14 protein-coding genes are annotated in these 19,496 nt (G+C 37.4%); 6 read left to right on the top strand and 8 right to left on the bottom strand.

Annotated elements, in window-relative coordinates; all coding sequences use genetic code 11:
* Positions 1-13 precede the first annotated feature (13 nt).
* The 5 genes from HCU67_RS14920 to HCU67_RS14900 all read left to right on the top strand — a co-directional run bounded on the left by HCU67_RS14920 (position 14) and on the right by HCU67_RS14900 (position 4,944).
* Entirely contained in the window at positions 14-1,309 is a 1,296-nt protein-coding gene (locus HCU67_RS14920) for a polysaccharide deacetylase family protein (protein ID WP_168553387.1), read from the top strand.
* Complete coding sequence (locus HCU67_RS14915) at positions 1,302-1,988, top strand: YjjG family noncanonical pyrimidine nucleotidase (RefSeq protein ID WP_168553386.1); 687 nt, start codon at positions 1,302-1,304, stop codon at positions 1,986-1,988. The genes HCU67_RS14920 and HCU67_RS14915 overlap by 8 nt, the downstream gene beginning before the upstream one ends.
* Positions 1,989-2,080: 92 nt before the next feature.
* On the top strand, positions 2,081-2,590 hold the full coding sequence (locus tag HCU67_RS14910; RefSeq protein WP_246865793.1) for a hypothetical protein: 510 nt from the start codon (positions 2,081-2,083) through the stop codon (positions 2,588-2,590).
* Positions 2,587-4,035, top strand: a complete 1,449-nt coding sequence (locus HCU67_RS14905; protein ID WP_168553384.1) for a DUF5723 family protein — start codon at positions 2,587-2,589, stop codon at positions 4,033-4,035. Before HCU67_RS14910 ends, HCU67_RS14905 begins: the two co-directional genes overlap by 4 nt.
* A 12-nt stretch (positions 4,036-4,047) precedes the next feature.
* On the top strand, positions 4,048-4,944 hold the full coding sequence (locus HCU67_RS14900; RefSeq protein WP_168553383.1) for a hypothetical protein: 897 nt from the start codon (positions 4,048-4,050) through the stop codon (positions 4,942-4,944).
* On the opposite strand, the gene HCU67_RS14895 is transcribed toward HCU67_RS14900, so the two are convergent.
* The gene (locus HCU67_RS14895) at positions 4,941-6,218 is read right to left on the bottom strand and encodes a replication-associated recombination protein A (protein WP_168553382.1); all 1,278 of its coding nucleotides are present in this window, start codon (positions 6,216-6,218) and stop codon (positions 4,941-4,943) included. The genes HCU67_RS14900 and HCU67_RS14895 overlap by 4 nt on opposite strands.
* Before the next feature lie 80 nt (positions 6,219-6,298).
* Between HCU67_RS14895 and HCU67_RS14890 the strand changes: the two genes are divergently transcribed.
* On the top strand, positions 6,299-7,024 hold the full coding sequence (locus HCU67_RS14890; RefSeq protein ID WP_168553381.1) for a rhomboid family intramembrane serine protease: 726 nt from the start codon (positions 6,299-6,301) through the stop codon (positions 7,022-7,024).
* Here HCU67_RS14890 and rlmB read toward each other — a convergent pair.
* The 7 genes from rlmB to HCU67_RS14855 form a co-directional block, all read right to left on the bottom strand.
* On the bottom strand, positions 7,021-7,758 hold the full coding sequence (rlmB, locus tag HCU67_RS14885; protein WP_168553380.1) for a 23S rRNA (guanosine(2251)-2'-O)-methyltransferase RlmB: 738 nt from the start codon (positions 7,756-7,758) through the stop codon (positions 7,021-7,023). The two genes, HCU67_RS14890 and rlmB, sit on opposite strands and share 4 nt — an antisense overlap.
* A 105-nt stretch (positions 7,759-7,863) precedes the next feature.
* Positions 7,864-8,598, bottom strand: a complete 735-nt coding sequence (locus tag HCU67_RS14880; protein ID WP_168553379.1) for a hypothetical protein — start codon at positions 8,596-8,598, stop codon at positions 7,864-7,866.
* Between the two features lie 110 nt (positions 8,599-8,708).
* Positions 8,709-9,443 carry a hypothetical protein gene (locus HCU67_RS14875; RefSeq protein ID WP_168553378.1) on the bottom strand — a complete coding sequence of 245 codons (735 nt, stop codon included), beginning with the start codon at positions 9,441-9,443 and terminating at the stop codon, positions 8,709-8,711.
* 155 nt (positions 9,444-9,598) lie between these two features.
* Positions 9,599-12,949: a VCBS repeat-containing protein gene (locus tag HCU67_RS14870; RefSeq protein WP_168553377.1), complete on the bottom strand. Its 3,351-nt coding sequence runs from the start codon at positions 12,947-12,949 to the stop codon at positions 9,599-9,601.
* Between the two features lie 146 nt (positions 12,950-13,095).
* Positions 13,096-14,049, bottom strand: coding sequence for a hypothetical protein (locus tag HCU67_RS14865; RefSeq protein ID WP_168553376.1), 954 nt, complete (start codon positions 14,047-14,049; stop codon positions 13,096-13,098).
* Between the two features lie 15 nt (positions 14,050-14,064).
* A complete protein-coding gene (locus HCU67_RS14860) occupies positions 14,065-15,783 on the bottom strand; it encodes a SusD/RagB family nutrient-binding outer membrane lipoprotein (RefSeq protein WP_168553375.1) in 1,719 nt (572 codons plus the stop codon).
* Positions 15,784-15,808: 25 nt separating this feature from the next.
* Entirely contained in the window at positions 15,809-19,066 is a 3,258-nt protein-coding gene (locus HCU67_RS14855) for a SusC/RagA family TonB-linked outer membrane protein (protein ID WP_168553374.1), read from the bottom strand.
* Positions 19,067-19,496 lie beyond the last annotated feature (430 nt).

Genomic DNA, 19,496 nt, shown 5'->3' with positions numbered 1-19,496 from the left:
AAATTAACCACTGATGTTACTTATCTATACCCATAAAATAACCAGTCGTTTCCGTTATACCATGCACCATATTTTTGGTGAGTTGTTGGGCATCGAACATACGTTCACCACCAAAGTGGAGGATTTTATAAAACATAGTGGTGCCAAAATAACCTATACCAAACAACCTTTACAAAAAGAGCTTTTCATTCGCTCGAATGACCTATTGTTTGAGCAGGGTATTAATGACATACAGATAAAGGTTTCAGATTGGGAAGGGGTACCCTGTTATTTTGCAACAGGAGAGGAGAGCAGTATTCCCTTTGATATTTTCTCGGCAAGTTTTTACCTATTGAGCAGGTATGAAGAATACCTACCGCACGTAAAAGATGATTTAGGTAGGTTTCCTTCTAAGACAAGTTGGCTTTTTCGTGAAGGTCTTATTAAAAGGCCCTTGGTTGATATTTGGGCCCATAAATTTTTAAAGATTCTTCAAGAAAGATTTCCTGAACTTAAACGTGAACCAAGAAAATATAGATTTGCCCCCCTTATTAACGTTACCGTTTCGCATGCATTTGCCTATAAAGGATTTATTAGAAACATTGGTGGTGTTTTTCTAGATCTTACCAGGTTAAGGTTACGAAGGTTGGCAAAGCGGATAAAAACATGGTTCAATCCAAAAAAGGACCCTTACGATAATTTTGACCTGCTTATGCAATTGCACAAGCGGTTTAAGATAAAGGGACACTTCTTTTTTCAATTTGCCAAATATGGGCATCATGATAAAAACGTCTCCATATATAAAAACAAGTTTAGGTATTTAATAAAATGGGTTGGTGACTATAGTCTGGTATCGTTGAGTGCCTCATTTCAATCAGCGCTGGATTTGTCGATTTTAAAAGATGAAAAAAACGGATTAAGTTCTTTGATAAATAGACCCGTCGAGGCTGTTCGGTTACGCTATAATAAAGTTGCAATTCCCATATCGTACAGAAATTTGGTTTCTGCAGAATTCAAGGATGAATATAGTATGGGTTATTCACACACAATTGGTTTTAGGGCTGGAACTTGCACACCATTTTATTTTTATGACATTAATTTAGAAATGCAACAACCCTTGAGGGTACATCCGTTTGTGATGTATGATTATAGTCTTCTGAAATTAAAGAAGCAACAAGAGGTTTTTGATGAACTTGATGAAATCTACAAAGAGGTGAAAACCCTAAACGGAACATTAACGATGGTATTTTCAAATGAACTTTTTGGTAGCAAACATAATTTTCACTGGCTTGAATTATATGAAAACCTATTGAAGAGATATTATGTTTAAGGGGATTACAGATGTTTTCTTTGATTTAGACCACACATTGTGGGATTTTGAGCACAATTCTAAACTAACCTTTGAACGCATTTTAACCGAGAATTCTGTAAGGGTTCCTATTACTGAATTCTTGAAGGTTTATGTTCCGCTTAATAGGGAATACTGGAAGCTTTATCGTGAAGAGCGTATTACAAAAGAACGCCTGCGATACGAGCGCTTGAAGGTCACATTTGATGAATTGGGACATACCATTGACGACAATACCATATATGCACTGGCAGATGCCTATATCAAAGTACTGTCAACATTCAGACATACATTACCAAACGCCATGTCTATTTTGAATTACCTAAGGCCAAAGTATAGATTGCATATCATCACCAATGGTTTTCATGAAATTCAGGGCAATAAGCTCAAAAATTCGGGAATTGACGATTTTTTCCAGGTTGTTATGGATTCGGAGCAGGCAGGTGTTAAAAAACCAAATCCCAAAATTTTTGAATTGGCCTTGGCGTCGGCAAATGTTTCCCCTGAAAATAGTGTTATGATAGGTGACGATTTAGAAGCTGATGTACTAGGAGCACGGTCGGTTGGTATGCATGCGATACACTATAATCAGTTTAAAAAAGAAAATCAGGATTTTTCAATTACAATATCCGATTTGAACGAAATAAAAGACTTTTTATAAAGTTATAGTAGGGTAGTTTGTTGCTTAACTGTTATTAACAAAAAGCCCGAATGCTTCCAAAGTTTTTTAAATACATATTTTCTGTTTTGGCGATGGCATTCATTTTAAATGCCTGTACCGAAGATGTTAACTTCAGTCAAGCCGATGATTTGGAAGTTGAACCGACATTGGCATCCAGTATTTTTTATTTCGAATCAACGGAAGAGGTCATCAATTTGGCTGGTTCAGGGGCATTTTATACCGAAGATTTTACCTTCGAGGCATTTTCTGAAGCGTTTGTAGCGGACCGTATTCTTGATGGGGTAATTACCTACCAATTAGAGAATTCCACAAGTAAGCAGATTGACCTTGAAATTGAATTTTTAGATGCAAATGGCAATACAATTGATTCTGAATTCTTCAGTATACAACCTGAGCCAGCACCTATTACCGAAATTCAAGTGGCCTATGGCGATGGTGGTAAAAGTTTGGATATATTAAGGAATACAAGAACAATAAGGGTGAATGGTTCAAATCTGGGCGATGATACAAGTATCTCCAGTCAACCAGAACCAAAAATAATCTTAAGATCTAGCGCGGCTTTCACGGTAAAATTACAATGAAGAACGTACAAATACTGTTGCTTGCCATACTAAGTATGGCTTATTCGCATGCGCAAAATCGGCAACTTCTTTACGATTTTTACGAAATTCCGCAGTCTATTATGCTAAATCCGGGTGTAAAGACCCCTCAAAAATGGCATATTGGCTTGCCGGTAGCTTCTAACATCACATTTTATGCAGGCTCAAGTGGTTTAGCTGTCAATGATTTGTTCGCTGACGATGGAATCGATTTTACAACCAAGGTTCGTGATAACGCAGTAAATGGCTTGAACTTTAGGGATAATATCACCGCAGGTGGAACAATAGAAGTATTCAGTGCAGGGTTCAGAACAAGCAACAATCCTAAGAACTACTATTCCTTTGGAGTTTATGGCGAAGGATTCTTTCTAAATTATTGGCCAGAAGACTTGGCAAGGCTGGCTTTTGAAGGTAATGCAAACAATATTGGTAGGCGTTTTGAACTCAATCATTTAGCTACTCAGATTGAAGCAGTCAATGTATTTCACTTTGGAATTAACAGAAAAATCAACAATAAGTGGCTAGTAGGGGCAAGGGCCAAAATTTATTCTAGTGTCTTTGAACTAAAATCAACAAATAATGACGGATATTTTGTAACCACACAGGGGCAGGACAATATTCTAAGAAATACCATTGTTGCCGATGTTGAAGTGCGTACCTCTGGCGTAGAAAGTTTATTTGATGCATTGGATGATGACGTTGCCCAAAGCCAGGAATTACCAAGATGGCTCTTAGGTCGATCACTATTTGGCGGTAATCTTGGTTTAGGTTTTGATTTGGGTTTTACCCATGAGCTTTCACCAAATACATACATTACCGCAAGTTTACAGGATATTGGTTTTATTTATCATAACAACGACGTCAAAAACTACACTTTAAATGGAGCTGCTAGCAATGAAGGTGTTGAAATACGACTTCCGGAAGATTTAAATAATGCCAGCACAGAATTTTGGCAAGATTTGGTTGATGATTTAGAAACATTGGTACCGTTTGAAACAAATACGAATTCTTACTTTTCCCTTCGTCCAACCAAATTAAATGCATCAATTCGAAAGAATTGGGGAGAACGTGGTTTTAGTAGTAAGAACTGTGAATGTTCTACAAGCGCTATATCTCAACGAAGTAATGATTTAGACTATGTTAATGCAGCGGGTGCCCAACTATTTATGATAAATAGACCAAGGGGTCCCCAGTCAGCCTTGACCGCTTTCTATCAAAGAAGAATAGGCAATTTTATGGCGGTGAAAACGACGTATACAGCAGATAAATATTCGCTTGCCAATGTGGGGCTAGGAGTTAATTTTCAACTTGGACCAGTTAATCTCTATTTATTGGGGGATAATCTTTTGGGTTACCAAAACATTGCCGGTATGCATTATGCTTCTTTTCAATTTGGCCTCAATATCATATCTTGGAATGATTATTGATCTTCCATAAATATGAAAAAAGACTTACTACTCGTTTTTGGGGCAATTTTAATTGCATTTACGACCAATGCACAGTTTAATGAATATAAGTATGTGGTGGTTCCAATAAAGTTTAGCGCTTTTAAAAATCAGAACCAATTCAAGACCAGTACCATTATCAAATACGAATTGGCAAGAAAGGGTTTGAATGTTGCTTACAGTGATAATCTACCAGAAGAACTAAAAAATAATAGATGTTTAGGTTTGAATCTTGATTTGCTGGACGATTCGGGTATGTTTGCCACTAGGGTAATTTTGGCTTTCACGAATTGCGATGGGGTAGAGGTTTATCGATCCAAAGAAGGGAAAAGTAAAGACAAAAACTTTGAAGTATCTTACAGGGAAGCCATACAAGACGCCTCAGCTTCTATGGATCCCATAAACTATGCATATCAGGAACCAGCTACCCAGTCTGATCAGAAAGCCCAAAAAGAGACCGTGACGATTCCTATAGGTAATGATATCAAAGAAATCAAAAAAGATACCATTACCATAAATATGGGTAATGACATTAAACAGGTTGACGAAACACCATTACAAACAGATGTTCAGGAACAACAAATCAATGTTGTAGAAAAAGTAGAAGATTCGGAGGTTACGAAGGAAGAAGTTTCCATCCAAGAAGAAAAAGAACCAATGGAAGAAACAATTCAGACCTTATATGCCCAGTCAGTTGGCGAAGGTTACCAACTTGTGGACACAAGTCCTAAGGTTGTGTATGAATTGACACCAACAACTCTACAAGATACCTTTTTGGTAAAGGGTGTTGATGAGAGTAGTGGCATCCTTTACAAAAAGGATGGAAAATGGATCCTTGAATATGAAAGTAAGAATGGTAAAGTCGTTCGTGAACTGAACGTCAAATTTTAAAAGTCGTATTTATCTTTCCAGCGCTTTTTTAGAAATTCACGCATTGCATTTTCTCGAGCATTATTTCCTGGTATGTAGAAGGAAGTACCGGATATTTCCTTTGGCAGGAACTCCATTTCCACAAAGTTATTTTTATGGTTATGTGCGTAGGCATAATCTTCGCCATAGCCCAAGTCTTTCATTAGTTTGGTTGGTGCATTTCTAATCGCGAGAGGAACGCTTAAGTCACCAGTTTCCTTCACAATTTTTTGAGCGACTCCTATGGCCATATAACTTGCATTGCTCTTTGGTGAGCTTGCCAGATAGGTTGCGCATTGACTGAGAACGATACGAGCCTCCGGATAACCTATAGTACTCACCGCTTGAAAAGTTGCATTTGCCAATACCAAAGCAGTCGGATTGGCATTGCCAATATCTTCTGAAGCCAAAATAAGCATTCGTCTGGCGATAAACTTTACATCCTCTCCACCTTCGACCATTCTGGCCAACCAATAAACTGCGGCATTTGGATCACTACCTCTAATTGATTTTATGAACGCGGAGATTATATCGTAATGTTGCTCACCGGTTTTGTCATAAAGTACCGTGTTTTTCTGTACTTTTTCTAGAACTAAGGCGTCTGTGATCGTTACTTTTGAATCTTGGACAGAATTCACCAAAAGTTCAAAAATATTCAGCAGTTTACGACCGTCACCTCCTGATAACCGAAGTAGGCCTTCTATTTCTTTCAGGTTTATTTTTTTCTTTTTCAGTTCTTCGTCTTGGTCTATGGCCCGACGCAGTAAAGCTTCTAAATCTTCCTTGCTGAAAGAATTCAATACATAGACTTGACATCGAGATAAAAGTGCGGGAATTACTTCAAAACTTGGATTTTCAGTTGTTGCTCCAATGAGAGTTACCAAACCTTTTTCAACAGCGCCTAACAATGAATCTTGCTGCGATTTACTAAATCGATGAATTTCATCAATAAAAAGAATGGGGTTTTGAGTGGTGAAAAGTCCATCTGAACGTTTTGCTTTTTCAATTACTTCCCTCACATCCTTTACTCCGCTGCTAATTGCACTAAGTGTAAAAAATGGTCGATTGCTTTGATTTGCAATGATGCCTGCTAAAGTAGTTTTACCGGTACCAGGAGGCCCCCAAAAAATTATCGATGGAATATTACCAGATTCGATTTGTGCCGTTAATGCTCCTTTCTTACCAATTAGTTGTGGCTGCCCTATATAATCTTCTAGGGTTTTTGGTCGCATTCTTTCTGCTAGAGGAGCATTCATCTGGTAAATGTATACATTTTTAGAACTGACATTTTAACCATTTTTTGCCTTTGGCAGGTATTTTGGTAAATTTCTATACGATGTCACAGAATCAAGATTTTAAGTTTTCGAATAGTGTGCTGTTCGTTCCCTTTTTTTCAATGCTTTTAATTTGGGTTGTATATTGGTTGGAGCTCAAACTTGGTGTAAATTTTAATGAATATGGAGTTTATCCTAGAAAGATTGGAGGTTTAGTAGGCGTTCTTTGCAGCCCTTTTATTCATGGTTCAAGAGAACATTTGTACAACAACACGATTCCTTTGGTCGTACTGACAGCTGCAACATTTTATTTCTATAGAAGTGTTGCATGGAAGGTAATGGTCTTCGGTATATTAATTTCTGGTTTTTTGACATGGATAATAGGAAGACCATCTTTTCACATTGGTGCTAGTGGCTTGATTTATGTTTTGGTTAGTTTTATTTTTTTCAAAGGGATATTTACCAAACATTTTCGTTTGATAGCGCTCTCTTTGGCGGTAGTTTTTCTTTATGGGAGTATGATTTGGTATATCTTCCCAATTGAAGAAGGAATTTCTTGGGAAGGGCATTTATCCGGATTTGTAGTAGGTTTCGTCATGGCTTATTTTTTGAAAACTACAGTACCGAAAGAGAAAAAATTTGCCTGGGAGAAAGAGGATTATAATGAAGAAGAAGATGAGTTTATGCGGCATTTCGATGCGGACGGAAATTTTATCGAGAATGCTGATTCACAAGATGAATTCATTATTAATTACGAATTCAAAAAAGACCAAACAAAAAAAGACTAAGTGATTCGTTGTCGCAAAACTTCATAAAGAATTGCCCCGCAAGCTACCGAAACGTTTAGGGATTCTATTTTACCTTTAATAGGCAATTTCATCATTTCATCTACCACTTTTAAGGTTGAAGGGTTAATACCTTTTTCTTCAGAACCCATCACAACAGCCGTCGGGTTTTTAAAATCAATATCATATACAGATTTATCCGCCTTTTCAGTAGCTGCGACAATTGCCACTCCAGATGGTTGTAGATAATAAATGGCGTCTTTTAGATGGTCTACTTTGATAATTGGGATGTTAAATGCGGCCCCGGCTGAGGTTTTTATAGCAATATCGTTTAAGGGTGCTGAGCCACTTCTTGGCACAATAACCGCATGCACACCGGTACACTCCGCGGTTCTTATTATTGCTCCAAAATTTCTTACATCTGTTACCTGGTCAAGAAGCAGAAGTAATGGAGATTTTTCCCGTTCAAGAATTGATTCTATAGTGCTTTCGAAATCTTGAAATTCAATCTTTGATAAAGAAGCCACCGCACCTTGGTGATTACCATGTACTAGTTTGTCAAGTTTTTGAATTGGAACGTAAGATGTACTTATTTTTTGCTTTCTAAGCATACCCTCAAGTTGCTGAAATAAATCACCTTGAAGGCCTTTTTGCAAATAGACCTTATTAATTGCTTGTTCGGCATCAATAGCTTCAATAATTGCCCGAATTCCAAAAATGCGTTGCCCATCTTTCATATAGCCGCAAATGTAATCAAATGGTCAATTCTTCATATGTATTGTTGGGACAAAAAAAATGCAACCCTTAAGGTTGCATTTTTTTAATAAAGTCTATTTGATTTTTTATCCGTTGAGAAAATTAACCACCTTGTTTAGGTCATTAACATCGTTAACCTTAATCTTATTTTCTTTCAGATATTGTTTTAAATCTTCTTGTTTGCTTTTATCAACTAATTCTAAAAGCTTTTTGTTATTTAATTGAACTTCATCTAATCTTTTACCATCCGGACTTTCCAAATAATAAACGGTAGATTGACTAAATCGAGCAGGTGAACCTTTCACCAACGAGTTTTCAGCTTTCTTAGCCTCTTTAAAAGTTACTTTTAAGTGTTTATACAGCTTGTATTCACCATCCGAAACCAAAGTCATGTAGCCGTTTTTGGTGTTTCCTCTTTTGTCAACAAACGTTTTAAAACTCATTGACTTACCATTGGCTACAAGTCTTATTTTCTTGTCCTTGCCTAAACCACGTATTGGTTCGATTTCCGTATTCTTTTGCTTGATTTCAATCTCTTCGTTGTAAGCGTTATAGCGGTAGAATATTTCGCCAACATTCTCATCTCCATAAAAGAGTTGACCAGGGGCGAATGTATTGGATTGGTAGGGAGAACCTTCAATGGTATCATCAGTGTAGTCTAATTTATCCAGTTTATCCGCAATTGAACCCATTGCATTTAGATAAAGACCGTCGGTTTCACCGCCAACACCAGGAGTGTACTGCGCAACTTGCCCTGATGTCTGTGCATTAAGGCTTCCAATAACTAACAAGAAGGATAGTAATCCTATAACTTTTTTCATGATTTTCATTTTTCCTTAAGTTACAAAAAAATCTCTTTGTCTGTAATAGGGTTGTTGCAAGCTCAACAATTATTTACTCGTTGTTATAAAAGAACAAGGAAAGGCTTGTGTTATTTATTCAAGAAGACCAAAATGCTCAAGATGTCATTTTCATTCTTGACACTTAATCTTCTTTCTTTCATATGGGCTTTTAGTGCTTCCCTATCAGATTCCGCCACCAGTTTCAATAACTTACTTTTCTTTAATTCAAGTTCGTCAATACGGTTACGCCCTTCTAATTGAATGTAATATTCTACGAACTTGGAAAACCTCGCTGGTTGGGCAGGCACAAAGGAATTCTGAGATTTCATGGGCTGGGTATACTTTACATCACTTCTTTTATACAACGTATACTTTCCTCTTGAAAGTTCTTGTAGATAGCCGTTTTGGGTCAAACCTTTCTTATCTATGAATGTCTCAAAACTTAATGATTTACCTTCAGGGGTTAATACACGAATGTTTTTATCTCTTTGTAGGCCTCTAACCGGTGCTCCAGGAAAATCAACATTTTTGATTTCAATTTCTTCCATATAGGCATTATACCGGTAGAACACATCACCTTCTAGCTTATCCTTGTAATATAGTTTTCCTGGTAAAAATGTTTCTGAAGTATAGGCAGAACCTTGAATATCATTTTCTTCAATTTTTCTCTTTTCATTTCCTGATTTAATATCTCCCAAAAGGTATGATACTGCATCATTATTTGCTCCACCCGCCGACATTTGGTTATTTGCCAATTGTCCTGAGGTTTGGGCATTGATAAAACAAAAAGTAAAAAACGCAGCGGCTACTAATATTTTTTTCATTGTTCAAATTTTGATTGCGAAGCTAACTTTTTTAGTCAAAAACAGCGAATATTTAAAGTTAACTTGTCGATAAATTAGTTGATTATCCCTATTAATTGGAAAATGACAATATTTCGATTTTAGAATTTTATTTCCCCTAATTCGGTAATTGTCACTTATTGTTGTTTATGTACCAGCAATGGGCCATTATTTTGGGTAGCCAAGAGTAAAGAACCCGTTTTGGTATTTATGAACGAAACGTCTTTAATATTACCATCTAGAATAATTCCTGACTCAGTCCAAGGCATGGGATGGTAATTGTCCTTACCGTTTGAAAGTAGAATTAGCCCTGAAAATGCATCTAGTCTTGGTGTTTCAACTTCAGTTTCATAAATGTTCCCAACAAGCAGAACATCTTCATTTCCGTCTTTATTAAAGTCTTCAAACTCCATATTTAATACAGGGAACAATTGTGCTTCAAATGGCAATTCAACTTTATTAAATTCTCCATTTCCTTTATTGATCAATAGAATTGACTTAAGCTCATTGACCTCTGCCTCATAAGCATAGTTCAATTTTTCGCCATAAATATCCACAAGATTGGCATTCGCGAACTCAGAATAGGTCTCAAACTTTTGCTTAATAAAAGGCATCTGTTGCGATGAACATTCCCTACCTCTTACCGGAACATACTCACCATTGTATTGTTTGCTTAATACAATATCCGGTGTGCCATTCTCATCAAAATCAGTAGCAAATACTTTAAAAGGCTTCTTCTTACTGGCTTTGAATTTGATGTTTAAACCAACATTACCCAAAACATAATCGGGTAGATTATCATTATTTATATCAGTCTCTTCAATGGAATACCACCATCCTTTTGTTTGTTCAAGTTGACCTGGCAATTCAACTTTACCAAATTTCCCTTGGTTATTTCTGAAAAATCCAATTTCGCTCCATTCCCCGACTGCTATGAAATCTTGTTTGCCATCAGAATTGAAATCGGTTACTACGATATCATTGATAATTCCAAAATCCAATAATTCAGGCGCAATTTCTTTGGTAACATCTACCAATTGACCATGGTCGTTTTTCCATAAGGTCGAAGGCGCTGAATGCGGATAACTTTGTGGTATAATTCTATTTCCAACCAAAATATCCAAATCACCATCTTCATCATAATCAATCAAGTCAACAGACCTGCCACTTTTCGGGTTGGAATTAAGTACATCAATATTGGCCTTGACAAAATTGCCTTTACCATTATTCAGATAAAGTCTATCTGCATATAAAGTCGAATAATTTGAAAATTCGTTTCCACCACTAACTACAAATAAATCAAGGTCACCATCAAGATCTACATCAAAGAAAACTGACTGCATGTCTTCATAAGTCCTATCGTCTTCAAAAGCTTGATTCTTACGTTTTTCGAAAGAACCGTTAGTATTTTGAATAAATAGTGCACTGCTTTGCCCAGAAGCACCTCCTACAAATAGGTCTTCTAAGGTATCGCCATTAACATCACCCCTAGCAATAAAGGGCCCTAGAGTTGATTGTTTGTACGGTAGTAAAATCTCTTTTTCAAAATCATCATAAAAATTTTCACTATGCTCAAAATCAAGTCCGACATTGGAATTTTCGATTTCTTTGAAAATAGCATCAGCAGTTTTATCGAGGACCTTTTCTGTTGCATCTTCTTCTGTAAAAACCAGTGTTTGATTTGCTTTGATATTAAATCTTGTTTCCACTAAACCACTTGGCCATTTCACTCTTATGGTATCAACTATGGAATGATTTCCAAGACCAAAATGAGCTATGTTTTCTTGTGCAGAACGATACCCTCTTACCCTTCTTGTTTCATTCATCTGGGATTGGTCATCATAAGTAATGGTAACAGTTGCAAAAGACTCTGAAAGACGACCTTTTGGTTTAATTTTTAAATAATTGACACCTCCGTTTTCAGTAGTCATATTTCTGTAAAGGAAGCAGTTTTCATCCATATTATTCACAACCAAATCTAAGTCTCCATCATTGTCAAGATCGCCTTGTGCAGCTCCATTGCTGAAAGAATAATCACCAAGACCCCATTCTTTTGCAGCATTTTTAAAGTTCAGATTACCAGAGTTTTGATAGAGAATATTAGGTAATTTTTCAGAAGGCATTGACTCGTAAAGTTGTTTCTTTACTGATAGCGGTACTTGACCTTTATACTTAAGTTTTGACTCATATACTTTAAGTTGCAAATCATTGTCCAAAGCATATCTTCGATATCCATTGGTCACATAGATATCTTTGTTGGTGTCATGGTCAAAATCGCTCATTAAAACTGACCAACTCCAATCTGAATTGGCCATACTAGTTGCCTGAGAAATATTAGTGAATTTATCCTTAGCAGTTCTTAGTTGTAAGGAATTGTACATGTATTGGTGGTGAAAGCCAGCGGTGTTAATCAAATAATTGAACCTACCTGTATTCATTGAGGCCATCAATGTCTTTGAACGAATATGGTCGTCAGCTGCCATATCAAGAACGAAAAAGTCTTGTTTTAAGTCATTATTTATGTCGGCGAAGTCCATTCCCATTCCAAAAAAGGATATCTGCTGTGTATATTCTTTAATCCTATCTGTAAATGTTCCATCTTGATTATTGATGAACATTGCGTCAGGAATAAAATAATCACTTGCGATATAGAAGTCTAGCCAGCCATCTTCATTGATATCTGAAACAGTAACACCTAGACCGAATATTGGTCGCTCTACACCCGCAATCTTTGTTACCTCGATAAATTTGCCATTATCGTTTCGATACAAATGTGAACTGTTGTAGCGTCTGGCATCCGTGTCCTGTTCGATTATTTTATAGAGGTTAATAGGGTCAACACCATAAATTTCATTTTCATTCATCACCAAACAATCAAGATCCCCATCATTATCGTAGTCAAAAAATACGGATTGGGTACTTACACCTTCATCGGCCAATCCCACATTTTCTGCGATTTCAGTAAATGTTCCGTTCTTCTGATTCAGATATAATAAGTTCTTTCTTTGTTCTCGCGGAAAAGGACCACCCTGTGAAATATAGATATCTAACCAATCATCGTTGTTAATGTCAACAAATGTCACACCGTTAGACCATGTTTTGTTGTCGTTAATGCGGGCAACATTAGAAATATCTTCGAACGTTAATTCTCCTTTATTAAAAAACAATTTGTTCTCAACCTGATTACCACAAAAAAAGATATCATTTAAACCATCATTATTTAAGTCGGCAATACCCACCCCAGCACCATTGTAGAAATAATCATAGTTAAATAAGTTCTCTTTTGTTTCTAGATTTTCTTGGATGTTATTTTGAAAAAGTAAGTTACTTTCCTCAGAGGGTATTCTTTCAAATACTTTATTGGATTCCATTTTTTTATCTGAATTGACTTGAGATTCATCAAAATCAGATTTGTTCTTACAACCACAAAAAATAATGAATAGTGAGAATAGGGTGCAATACCAAAAGATATTTGGACTAAGGTTCATAATTGTTGTTTCAGATAAGCTTTATGAAGTTCAGTGGCATTGCTTTGCAACATAATTGTATAAAAGAAATGTAAAAGTGCTAATATAGAAAACAAAAAAACCACCTCAAAAGAGGTGGTTTTATTATGTAAATAGAATATTTCTAATTAGTCTGCACAGAAATCAATTGCAACAGGACCGGCACCTGTACCAGTACCTACGCTTGCAACTTCGTTACCAGCAGGGGTTGTGATTGTAAAGGATATTTCACCCCAGAAATCACCTTGAAAATCGAATACTGCTGCATCTGTTTGACCAGCTGGAACATCAAATGTAGCTGTTCCTGCACTGTCACCATCAGTACAATCATAACCTGGATCCTCGTAAGGAGTACAAAGGCCAATTTCGAAAACTGAACCATCACTCAATGTTACGATAAGACCAGGACCACCACCGTCACCGGTAGTTGGTTGCCATCCGTCTCCAAAAGCATCTGCCATTTCAACAGTCCAAGTACCTTCTTGAGTAGGCTTTGGAGCACATACTAAAGTAGAAGTATACTCGAAAGGAGAACTAAAATAAGAACCTGTTAAAGTACCAGAGTTATCAGCTGCTGAAAAAGTAAGCCCATCTGTTCTTACAATTTCAAAACGAATGGTAAAAGCATCACCACCGAATATATCAGATCCTGTAAGACCTAATGCAGATTGCATTTCGGCCGCAGTAGTGCTAAAAGTGAATCTTGGAAGTCCAAATTCACCAATAGTAGCATCGCCTAAAGAGAAGCTCTGAACTAATACTTCAGTATCGCCGATCGTAGAAGAACCACGGTCAGCAGTGTTATCACTATAACCAACGTATACATCTAGAGATTGGGTTAAATTTCCACTCTCTTGATCTTGTACTTCTACAGTAGCACTGAATCCACCACTTGTAAGCGTACTGGTAGGTACATCATACTCAATTGTATTTTCAGTTACTTCAATTGTACGTAGGGCAGAACCTCTGGTTTCCCCATCTATAATTGCATCGATGACCTGATCACCGTCTTCACAAGCTGCGAATAGTAATCCTACCATTCCAACTAAGAGCAAACTATATTTAAAATTTATTTTCTTCATTTTTTCTAAGATATTTTAGTTAGCAGGTGGAAATGTTGGACTTGCTGGATTTGTATCCCAAAAAACTTGTGTATTCAAATCTGTTCGTTGTGTAACGTTAGGATTGTTTAATACCTCATTTTGTGGTAATAAATAAGTTCTTGGGAATGGTCCTGGATCTGGTTCCCAGTTAGGGAATACCGTTGTAGGGAATCCTGTCTTACGATAATAATTGTAAGATTCAAAAGCACCACCATAAAGAGTTACAAAATATTGCTCAGCGAATATGTTCTCTTTATCGTCACCTGTTGCAGCATCAAAAGCAGCTACAATACCATCGATATAAGCTTCAACGTCATCAGCTGAAGGCTCGAACGAAAGGTCAGCACTAGAATCCAATGCTCCGAAAGTTTGAACTTTTGCGATTGATTTTTCCAATCCAGCTCTCATTGCAGCAGATCTTTCAGCATCAGAAGCGGCCATTTCACCAATCCAAAAATCAACATAAGAAGAAAGGATGATTGGAGTAATACCGGCTCCGCCACCACCTTGACCGATACCTACACCAGGCGCAACATTCACACCTGTTACAGCATCAACTTCGTTGAACTGGCTGTCATCAAATCGTCCAGCTGTTGGGTATACACCAGGAGCAGCTTTTAAGAATCCGTCTGGTGGTCCACCTTCGTCGTTACCATGACTTCTTCCCCAGTATCCATTATCAACACTACAGTACACAAAACCTGCGTAATGTGGAGGAGGTGTAAACAAAGAACATGAAATAGTTTCTTCGTTTGGTGGTACTGGATTTCCACCTACATCCAAGGCACCAGGAGTACCATCAGATTGACGGTAGAAGTAGTAACGAATTCTTGGATCATCGTTTTGCAACATCAAATCCATCAAATAGTTCGAACGATAAGGACCGGAACCTGCGGGTGCATAGGCAGCAGCGTAAAGTGGATGTCTATCATCCGGCTGTAAAGCACTAGTACCATAAGAAAATTCCAAGTCATCAGCCTCATCAGCAATATAGTTACCACCAGCAACGATTGCATCAAATGCCGACTTATTACCTGTATTCTTGTATGACCTTAGTCTAATAGAGTTAATAGCCTTGATCCATTTATCAGTGTCACCACCATAAAACATATCTGTAGCGCCATTAGTTGAAGGACCAGATGAAAGAAGGGCTTCAGCTTCAGATAATAATCCGAATGCACCAGCATATACTTCTTCTCCACTATCTAAAGCAGGAGCAGGAAACTCGGCAGGATTACCAGCTTGTGAAAAAGCGGCAACACCAAGCATATCTACCAATTGAAATAATGAGTGCGCATACATTAATTTACCAAGTCCAATATGAAAAGATAAATCGGTATCCGTCTCCGCATTGATTTGCTCCAAAGTCTGCAAGTTTGTTAAAATACCTACACTTACAGGGTCACCAATAATAGTTCCACCGGAACTATAGGTTCTTGCCCAAGTAGCATTCAAATCACTACCGGGTAATGCGTTGAAATAGTTCCTTCCGAAGAAGTAATCTATACGCGTCAACTCCCCTACATCTTCAGACAAGAAATACTGATTTGATGCATATGCCAATTGAATGGAATTCAGCAACAAGTTTGGGTCTGATTGTGTCGGAGATAATTCATTCGGACTTACTGTTAAGTCCAAATCTGTTGTTTCGCAACTGGTTATTACGGTTCCAACCGCAATAATCGCTGCAAATTTTTTAAATATTTTATTCATGATATTCTCTCTTATCAATTTTTTATTAGAATGATGCTCGAATTGTGAAACCGTACCTTCTTGAACTAGGACCGTTAATGAAATCAAATCCTTGACCATTTCCAATACCAACACCCTGTACGTTAGGATCAAAATTCGCACCATCAGGAGTGTTGTAAGCGTCATACCAAAGGTTGAAACCTTGTAAAGTAAATGTCAAAGAACCAAATGGGGTCTTATCCAAAAATTTAGAAGGGAAACTGTATGCCAAAGAAACCTCTTGCAAACGAATTACAGAAGCATCATAGATTCTTGTTTCCGTAGGACCAAACAATAGGTTACTAAAGAAATACTGAGAGTTGTTAATCTGCGTATTGTTCGGAGAACCATCAGTTTTAACCCCAGGAAGTATATAAGTATCCAATCTGTTTTGAGTTTCTACAATAAGACCACGACCTAATAAGGTAGCAACCGTACTTGACATGATATCACCACCTTTTGTATGGTTAATCTGGAAATTCAAATTCCAATTCTTGTAACGAATCGAGTTGATAAAGTTCATTTGGTAATCAGCGATAGCATCACCAATGATTGGCACGTTACCATCAGCATCTTGCTCAGCTACTTGGTAGTTACCAGCAGCATTAACAATGAAATTACCATTGTCATCACGTTGGATGGCAGTACCGACGATGGTACCAATTGATTCACCTTCGATAGCTGCGTTTGAACCCCAGTTTAGAGGACCTCCGTCTGCTAATGAACCAGCATAGAATATCGCATCTTGAGCAAGTTCTGTTACGGTTACATCATTGGTAAAGAAATTCACTCTTGAATTCCAGTTGAAATTTTCACTTCTAAAGATGTCAACACCTAAATCAGCTTCAAAACCTTTGTTCTCAATTGCACCAATGTTACTTTGAGTAAGTGTGAAACCAGTTGATGGTGCTAACGGCTCTTCAACAATCAAATCGTTTGTTGTTCTCAAGAAGAATGTCGCATCAAGTGAAATTCTGTTCTTCCAGAATTTTGATTCAACACCGAATTCAAGTTCTTCCAAAAGTTCAGGCTTCAAATCAGGATTTGCTCTAAAGTTTGCAACTTGGTTGGTAGTTGTTGAACCACCGCCGATTGGATCATTGAAAATTTGAGTAGTCTGCTCAGTGAAACCAACGGTAGGATATGCTGAATCAGTATCAAAGTTTGCAGAAGTACCATAACTAGCTCTTATTTTCAAGAAGTTCAATCCATTTTCTGATTTTAATTCTGGGAACGCATTGGTTGGTAGGAATGAAACACTCGCACCTGGATAAGCTATATTGTTATTAGCACTCTGGAAATTCGATACCCAGTCTTGACGTGCACTAACGTTAAGGAATAAGAAATCATCATAGTCCAAAGTAGCTTGACCTAATAAACCAACAATATTTCTTTTTCTAGAAAACTGTATCGGCAACTGATTTTGGAAGTTGAAATGTCTCTTAACACCAAATACCAACTGTCCAGTACTAGCTACACCATTTCTATCAAAAGAATCCGATCTTGCAGTTGCACCAGCCGTGAATGAAAGTCCTAATTTCTCTGATAAATCATAGTTACCATTAATAGAAGCAAAATGATCCCAAATGGTATTGTTATTATCAAATGTATTTAAGAAACCAAAAATCGCCGAATTGAACTGAACACCGTTTTTGTTGGAACTGTTAACGTTTCTCTCATTGTAAAAATCCAAACCTGTTCTCCAGTTCAAATTAAGGTTTTCATTCAACTCATAATTTGCAGAGAGGTTCCAGAAGAAACGATTAGTAATCTGACGGTTAGTCACGTTTTTGGCCGTCCATCTTGGATTAATGATACTGTTGTTCTGTCTGTAGTAAACACTACCACCAGTAATAGGATTTTCAAAAGGTAATCCCATCAAATCAACACTACGAGGTGTAAAGAATACTGCACCGTATACTGATAGACCGGTAGTACCATTACCCCTACTTGCTGCAATCGGAGGAGTCTTAACATCCGACTTTGCATAGTTCATAGTACCACGAATGGTAAATTTATTAGTCAATTTAGCTACACCACCTAAAGAAAGGTTTAATCTGTTAAAGCTGTTACCTGGCGTAAAACCTTCATCGTCATAGTAACCAAGGTTTGCGTTAAAAGATGTATTACCATCATCAGAACTACCCGTTACATTAACATTTGTATTTAAGGTATTACCTGGACGGAAAAATTGATCAACAGAGTTGTAAGGTCTCCAATCGTAACGAGCTCCTGCGAACTCAGGAAATGCCTGTGGAATACCTGTTGCTGAAGAAGCAGTTGAGTATGGGTGAGCCAAAGTACCTGCGTCATCTATAGCAGCTTGATTTGCCCATCCTGCAGTACCATCCCTGTCAAAACTTGGTCCCCAGTTACTGAAGAACCATCCGAAAGCTTGGTCAAAACCATTACCAAATTGATCTTGGTAGTCAGGAGTTGAAGCGATTTCGTTTGCGAAGAATGATTGACTAACAGTTATCTCTGTTTTCTTAGGACCAGTTGTTGCAGAACCTGCTTTGGTAGTAATTAAGATTACACCGTTACGACCTTGCGTACCGTATAGAGTGGCAGCTGAAAGTCCCTTTAATACTTCAATACTTTCTATGTTGTTTGGGTCAATGTCCAAAAACCTTGAACTAGCAGTGTTACCGCCAAGGAAGTCGTCAGTACCGTTGGCACCGTCATTATTGGTGTCATTACTGAATGGTACCCCATCAACAATAAATAAAGCTTGGTTGTTACCACTGAAGGAGTTTAAACCTCTAATTACAACATTTGTTGCAGATCCAGAGGCACCACCAGCGGAAGTAATCTGTACACCAGCTGCTTTTCCGGCAAGTACCCTAGCAACATCACCCTCAGCACGATCCTTTAAGGCTTCTTCACCTACAGAACTTACAGCATAACCAAGAGCTTTTTTCTCACGCTTGATACCTTGGGCTGTTACTACCACCTCTTCCAAAGCCTGAGCATCTTCACTCATCTGGACATTAATGGTTGTGCCGGCACCGACTGCTCGTCTTTCAGCCTTCTGACCGATGTAAGTAAACAATAAAGTTTGACCCTCACTGGCTGAGATGGCATAATTACCATCAAAATCCGATTGGGTTCCATTCGTCGTCCCTTCAACGACAATATTCACTCCAGGTAGTGGTAGACCATTTTGGTCTGTTACATTACCTGTAATGGTCTTGTCTTGGGCATATGACAAATGCACCAGTAACGCCAGTAAAAGCGTTAAGATTCCATTAAATCTTGTTTTCATTTGTTAAATTATTTGAATTAGCTAAGCACGAAAGTGAAAAAATCATGTTAATAATCCAAAATAATTTTAATAAAACTTTAGGAAATTAACCTTCATTGCCATTTTCTTAAGTACATCCTTGTTTAAAGAAGATACTTCAATTTTATGCCCTGAAATTTTGAAATAATGCAAATAGGTATCTGGCCTTGGCTTATTTAAAGGGATTTAAAATCGCTCAAGGGAAGATTACGGTTAGGGAATTTAAATTATGGAAGCTGTTTAGTTTTAATTGGCACTAAAAATTTCATCTAGAATAATGCCTGAGGTTTGTCAAGCGATTTAAGCACCCCTGGTTTTCAATGTTACAATATGGTTTGGTCGTCACATAATAATATTGTTTTAATTCGAATTTTTAAGATTTTGAAATTTCTTAATTAATGCACATTATTTC

This window comes from Croceivirga thetidis (assembly GCF_012272815.1).
Lineage (GTDB): Bacteria > Bacteroidota > Bacteroidia > Flavobacteriales > Flavobacteriaceae > Croceivirga > Croceivirga thetidis.
Note: the sequence above shows the minus strand (reverse complement) of the source record. Positions and strands in the feature narration are given on the sequence as shown.